Source organism: Dietzia sp. SLG310A2-38A2, from assembly GCF_014145095.1.
In the GTDB taxonomy this organism is placed as follows: domain Bacteria; phylum Actinomycetota; class Actinomycetes; order Mycobacteriales; family Mycobacteriaceae; genus Dietzia.
Genome location: NZ_JAALDX010000358.1, coordinates 1 through 5,645, shown reverse-complemented (window position 1 = coordinate 5,645; position 5,645 = coordinate 1). Strand labels below are relative to the sequence as shown.

At 68.8% G+C, this 5,645-nt stretch carries 5 protein-coding genes and 1 pseudogene; 3 read left to right on the top strand and 3 right to left on the bottom strand.

Annotation, left to right across the window (positions count from 1 at the left end; translation table 11 throughout):
- Positions 1 to 205 (top strand): annotated as a pseudogene (locus G6027_RS12745) (DUF4440 domain-containing protein); the annotation flags it as partial.
- A 400-nt stretch (positions 206 to 605) separates the two neighbouring features.
- Here the strand turns inward: G6027_RS12745 and trpS are convergent.
- The 3 genes from trpS to G6027_RS12730 all read right to left on the bottom strand — a co-directional run bounded on the left by trpS (position 606) and on the right by G6027_RS12730 (position 3,136).
- Positions 606 to 1,691, bottom strand: a complete 1,086-nt coding sequence (gene trpS, locus G6027_RS12740) for a tryptophan--tRNA ligase (RefSeq protein WP_241727093.1) — start codon at positions 1,689 to 1,691, stop codon at positions 606 to 608.
- A 44-nt stretch (positions 1,692 to 1,735) separates the two neighbouring features.
- The gene (locus tag G6027_RS12735; protein WP_182637502.1) at positions 1,736 to 2,209 is read right to left on the bottom strand and encodes a PPOX class F420-dependent oxidoreductase; all 474 of its coding nucleotides are present in this window, start codon (positions 2,207 to 2,209) and stop codon (positions 1,736 to 1,738) included.
- Positions 2,210 to 2,290: 81 nt separating this feature from the next.
- Complete coding sequence (locus tag G6027_RS12730) at positions 2,291 to 3,136, bottom strand: exodeoxyribonuclease III (protein WP_182637501.1); 846 nt, start codon at positions 3,134 to 3,136, stop codon at positions 2,291 to 2,293.
- Positions 3,137 to 3,235: 99 nt separating this feature from the next.
- Here G6027_RS12730 and G6027_RS12725 point away from each other — a divergent pair, with 99 nt between their 5' ends.
- Together G6027_RS12725 and G6027_RS12720 are read left to right on the top strand one after the other, a co-directional pair.
- Entirely contained in the window at positions 3,236 to 4,759 is a 1,524-nt protein-coding gene (locus G6027_RS12725; protein ID WP_182637500.1) for an FAD-dependent monooxygenase, read from the top strand.
- Between the two features lie 3 nt (positions 4,760 to 4,762).
- A partial coding sequence (locus G6027_RS12720; protein ID WP_206682492.1) for a hypothetical protein occupies positions 4,763 to 5,645 on the top strand: 883 nt, incomplete at its 3' end.

Below are 5,645 nucleotides of genomic sequence, written 5' to 3'. Positions count from 1 at the left end.
CAGGCTCGCGGCCACCGGGTCGCCCGACCAGGCATCCGGAGATCCCACGATGGAGGTCATCGAGGCGCGCGAACTGGCCTCCGGCACGATCCTGCTGGTATGGCGCGAGCGGTCACGTGGTGGCTCGGTCCTGCGCAGCTCGGTGTGGGTTCGGTCCCGGGGCTCCTGGCGCCAGACCTTCCAACAGGGCACTGCCGAGACCTGAGTTACCTCCCCACAGACGGCCTGCCGTGGGGGCACTCAGGTCCCCTCCCGCGGCCGACGGCCCGGGGCCGCCCGCCGCACACGGAACGGCGCCCCTCACCACGTCTGGCGAGGGGCGCCGTTAGTCGACCGTGGCGCGGGGCCTACAGGCCGCCCAGCAGCAGATGGAGCAGATCCCCCACGATTCCGATGAGACCGGCGACTAGACCCATGTTTCGACTCCCTACAGGTGATGTGACACCCGACGGGTTCCTCTCCCCGTCGAGCTGAAAGTGACTCTAAGGACGTAGTGTGACGGAGGTGTTTCGCCCCGCGGTCTACGCTGTGAACTTGGGTTTCGTCGCTGTAAGGATACATCTGTATAGCTTTTTTCTTACGTAGTCGCCTGCGCCCAGGGTGCCCTATCCGCGGCGCGGCGCGGTGAATCCGACCGCCTGATAGACCTGCGAGAGCACCGGTCCGGCCACGGACCTCGCGCGATCTGCGCCGTCAGCGAGGATCTGCTCGAGCTGGCCCCTGTCGGACATGTACTCGTCGAACCGACCGCGCAACGGGGTGACAAAGGCCTCGAGGGCATCGGCCGTGTCGGTCTTGAGCGCCCCGTAGCCCGCGCCGGCGGACTGGTAGTCGGCCACGATGTCCGCCACCGGCTGCCCGGTGAACGCCGACTGGATGGTCAGCAGGTTCGACACACCCGGCTTCATCTCGCGGTCGAAGCGGATGTCACCGTCGGAGTCGGTCACCGCGCTGCGGATGCGCTTGGCGGAGACCTTCGGGTCGTCGAGCAGATTGACGATCCCCTTGGGGTTCTCCCCCGACTTGCTCATCTTGGCCGTGGGGTCCTGCAGGTCGTAGATTTTCGCCGAGCCCTCGAGGATCTTGCCCTCGGGCACCACGAAGGTCTTTTTGTAGCGGGAGTTGAACCGCATCGCCAGGTCGCGGGTCAGCTCGAGGTGCTGCCGCTGGTCCTCCCCCACCGGCACGAGGTGCGGGCGATAGAGCAGGATGTCGGCGGCCATGAGTACCGGGTAGGTGAACAGCCCCACGGTCGTCCCGTCCGTGCCCTGTTTGGACGACTTGTCCTTGAACTGCGTCATCCGGGCGGCTTCGCCGTACCCGGTGATGCACCCCAAGACCCAGGCCAACTCGGCGTGCTCGGGCACATGTGACTGCACGAACAACACCGAGCGGTCGGGGTCGACCCCCAGCGCGAGTAGCTGCGCGCACCCACGGAACACCCGTTCGCGCAGCTCCTTGGGATCCTGCTTGACGGTGATCGCGTGGAGGTCGGGGATGAAGTAGTAGGCGTCATAGTCGTCCTGCAGGTCCACCCACTGCCGCACGGCGCCCAGGTAGTTGCCGAGATGGTAGGAGTCGGCGGTGGGCTGGATGCCGGACAGGACGCGCTGGCGCTTCGCGGGCGCCCCGGTCGCGGCGGTCGTGGGCGCAGAAGCTGCGGAAGCTGCGGAAGTGGACTGCTCAGACATGGAGCCCATCTTCCCACGGCGCCACCGGCCCCCCGGTCACGCCCTCATCGGCCGTCGGGCTGGTCCTGCTCGGGCGGGAACCCGCCCGTGGCCACCGGCCCCCAGTCGTCGATCGCCACCCGGATGAGGCACTTGCCCTGCCGCACCATCGCCGCGCGGTACTCGTCCCAGTCGTCGTGTTCACCCGCCACACTGCGGAAGTACTCGACCAGCGGCTCGACGGCCTCGGGCAAGTCGACGATCTCCGCGGTGCCGTCGAGGTGGACGTACGGGCCGGTGAAGTCGTCGGACAGGACGCACACGCTGACCGCCGGGTCTCGTCGGATGTTGCCCACCTTCGCCCGCTGTGGGTAGGTGGCCACGACGAGCCTGCCCTCGGAGTCGACACCACAGGTCACGGGCGAGCTCTGCAGCCCTCCCGACGACTTCCGCGTGATGAGGACGGCCCGGTGGCGGGGGCGGAGGAACTCCTCGAGGCCGGCTCGGTCAGGACGGTCGGCTGTCGCGTACGTCGGCATGGGACCGAGGTTACGGGCGTGCCCCTCGCGCGGCATCCGCGAACGCGGGTCCATCCGGTGCGGACGCCCTCGTCGTCGTCATCACTCGTAGACGACGGTCACCGGAGCGTGGTCGGACCACCGCATGTCGTAGGCGCTCGCGCGGTCCACCCGGTCGGCCACGGCACGATCGATCAGTCCGTCGGTCACCACGTGGTAGTCGATGCGCCAGCCCGCGTCGTTGTCGAAGGCCTTGCCCCGTTGGCTCCACCAGGAATACGGGCCGATCTCGTCGGGGCGACGATGGCGGACGATGTCGGTCCACCCGCTCGCGTCGGCGAACAACTCCGACATCCACTCACGCTCGTGGGGCAGGAAGCCGGAGCTCTTGTGGTTCCCCTTGTGGTTCTTCAGGTCCGCCTCACGGTGGGCGATGTTCCAGTCACCACAGATGATCATCTCGTGGCCGGACCGGGTGCCGACGGTCTGCGCACTCTCGGCGAGGTGCTCCCGGAAGGTCGCGAGGAAGCGGTCCTTCTCGTCCTGCTTCGGGGTGTTCGCGGTACCGGACGGAAGGTAGAGGCTGGCGACGGTGACGGTCTCCCCGTCGACGGCACCGGGGTACACCGCCTCGATGTAGCGGCCGGACTCGTCGAACTCGGGATCACCGTGCCCGATGCGCACCTCGGCGGGCTCGTGCCGGGACAACAACGCGACGCCGGCCCGGCCCTTGAGCGAGGACGCCGAACCGATGAGGTGCCACCCGGCGTCGAGCGCGGGGGCGAGGGCCTTGCGGGCCTGGTCCTCGTCGGCCCGCACCTCCTGGAGCGCGACCACGTCCGCGCCACTGCTCTCCAGCCAGGGCAGGAATCCGAGGTTGGTCTCCGACCGCTGCTTGACGGCGGCGCGGATCCCGTTGACGTTGACGGTGCTGACGGTGAGGCTCACGGCCCACAGGTTACCGATCCCTCCCGGGATAGCCGTTGACACCCGGTTCGTACATTCATACATTAGGACGATCATTGTATGAATGAAGGGAACTGAAGGATGCACGGAGCGACAGCGGTGGTTCTCGGCGGGAGTGTGGCGGGCCTGTGCTCGGCCGGTGTCCTGGCCCCGCACTTCGACAGGGTGGTCGTGCTCGAGCGGGACGAACTGCCGCCCGGCGCCGAGCACCGGCGCGGGGTCCCCCAGAGCAAGCACCCGCACTTCGTCCTCAACGCCGGGCGTCGCGCGATCGGCACGATCTTCCCCGGGTTCGAGGAGTCGCTCATCGAGGCCGGCGGGATGCTTCTGATGCCCTCGATGGACGCGGCCTACGGCGAGATGGACGGCTGGGGGCCGCGCAAGGCCAGCACCATGACGATGATCTACTCCTCCCGCATCCTCATCGAGCGTGTCCTGCGCGAGAAGGTCCGCGACCTGAAGAACATCGAGATCCGTGAGGGCGTGACCGCCTCGGGACTGTCCACCACCGGCGGCGGGACACCGGCCGGGCGCGTGACCGGGGTCGAGTACCGCGACGCCGACGGTGAGACCCGGACTCTCGATGCCGACCTCGTGGTGGACGCCCTGGGCCGCGGTTCCTCGGTCCGGGACTGGCTCGCGGCCGCCGGCTGGCCGGCCGTCCCCGAGAAGACCCTCGACGCCAAGGTCACCTACACCTCCCGCTGGTACCAACTCCCGGACGCCTCGGAGAGGCCGCCGAACTGGTGGTGGCAGCACCTGGTCCTGACCCCCACCCAGGACACCGGCCCCCATCCGCAGGAGCACGAGTTCCTCTCCAACTTCTTCCCCGTCGAGGGTGACCGCGCGATCGCGTGCATGGGCTCGTGGGGGATCCAGATGCCGCGCAAGCCGGAGACGTTCGAGGCCGCCGCCGACCAGCTCCGCGCGCCCACCTTCGCCGCCGCCATGCGCGCCAGCACCCCGATCTCGGAGGTGCACCTCACCCGCGCCACGGGCAACAAGTGGCGCCGCTACGACGAGCTCGCCCACCCACCGCTGGGCCTGGTGGCCATCGGAGACGCGGCCTGCGCCTTCAATCCGTTCTACGCGCAGGGTATGAGCTCGGCCGCCCGCTCGGCGGTCGCGCTCTCCGACGTCCTGGCCGAGCACCGGTCACTCGACTCCTCGTTCACCCGAGCGTTCCTCGACCGGCAGCGCACGTCGCTGGAGGTGCCGTGGATGCTCGCCATGGCCCGCGACCAGGGGTACGACTTCGCCGAGGGCACGGAGGTCGCCCCCGCGTGGCGACGCCGGATCATGTCCCGGGTGTCGTGGCCGGTGTTCAACGCCATCACCGCCGCCGCCCGTGAGGACGACCACGTGGAGCAGACGTTCACCGCGGTGTTCAACCTGGACAAGTCGCTGCGCGACATGATGACGGACCCGCGGTTCGTCTACGGCCTCCTGCGACACAAGGTCCGCGAGGCGCTCGGCCGCACCCGCGTGCCGGGCGGCTTCGACATCCGCCTCGACCCACCCGGAACCGACTACTCCGATCCCGCGCACCCCGTGGAGCCGGCGGCCACCACCGCCCGGTCCGCGACCCCCCAGACGAAGGGCTGAGCCATGGCGTACTCCTGTGAACCCCATGCCCGGCAGGTCGCCGACTTCCTCGGCTTCGCCTGCGACGACGCACACCCCGTGGGGGCCGTGCGCTCACCGTTCGCGCTCGAGCACTGGACCATGCCGCTGCTCGAGGTGCTGATCATCGCCGGTGCGGTCTTCGCCCTTGTCCACGCGTGGCGGCGCTGGCGGCGCGACGGCGACCCGGTCAACCTCGGGTTGTGGTTCGCCTCCCTGATCTACCTGGCGGTCATCGAGCCGCCGCTGTACTTCCCCGAGTGGTTCGGCCTGCAGGACTACGTGGGCTTCATCTTCTCCCACAACGTCTTCACCGTTCAGTTCATGTTCGACCGACTGCCGCTGTACATCGTGGCGTTCTACCCGGTGATCTCACAGCTCACCTACGAGCTCGTCCGGGCCCTGGGGATCTTCGAACGGCGCGGGGCCGCGATCGGGGCGATCGCCACCGCGTTCGCCAGCCAGGTGTTCTACGAGATCTTCGACCAGCTCGGGCCCCAGCTCAAGTGGTGGGCGTGGAACCCCGAGAACATGATCAACACGCCGATGTTCGCCTCCGTTCCGATGAACAGCATGTGGGTGTTCGCGTCGGTCTCGTTCGGCGTGATGGTGTGGCTCGTCGTGAAGCTCCTGGGCGGGCCCGGGCGCACCGGAACGCCCATGGGCGGCGGGTCGCTGGCCTGGCGGACCGTCGTCGCGGGGGTGCTCACCCCGGTGCTCATGGTGACCCTGGCCGCGCCCACCAGGGTGGGAGTGGACGCGGAGGGTGAGGGCACGCTCCAACGGGTGATCCTCTGGACGTTCCTCGGCGTCCTGTGGCTCGTCGGCCTGTTGCTGTTGGCCGACGGGACCCGCCGGACGTGGCGGG

Coding starts and splice junctions, on each gene's coding strand:
- G6027_RS12735 (WP_182637502.1), bottom strand. CDS start 2,209: ATGCCGACGTACGCGACAGCCGACCGTCCTGACCGAGCCGGCCTCGAG.
- trpS (WP_241727093.1), bottom strand. CDS start 1,691: ATGTCTGAGCAGTCCACTTCCGCAGCTTCCGCAGCTTCTGCGCCCACG.
- G6027_RS12725 (WP_182637500.1), top strand. CDS start 3,236: ATGCACGGAGCGACAGCGGTGGTTCTCGGCGGGAGTGTGGCGGGCCTG.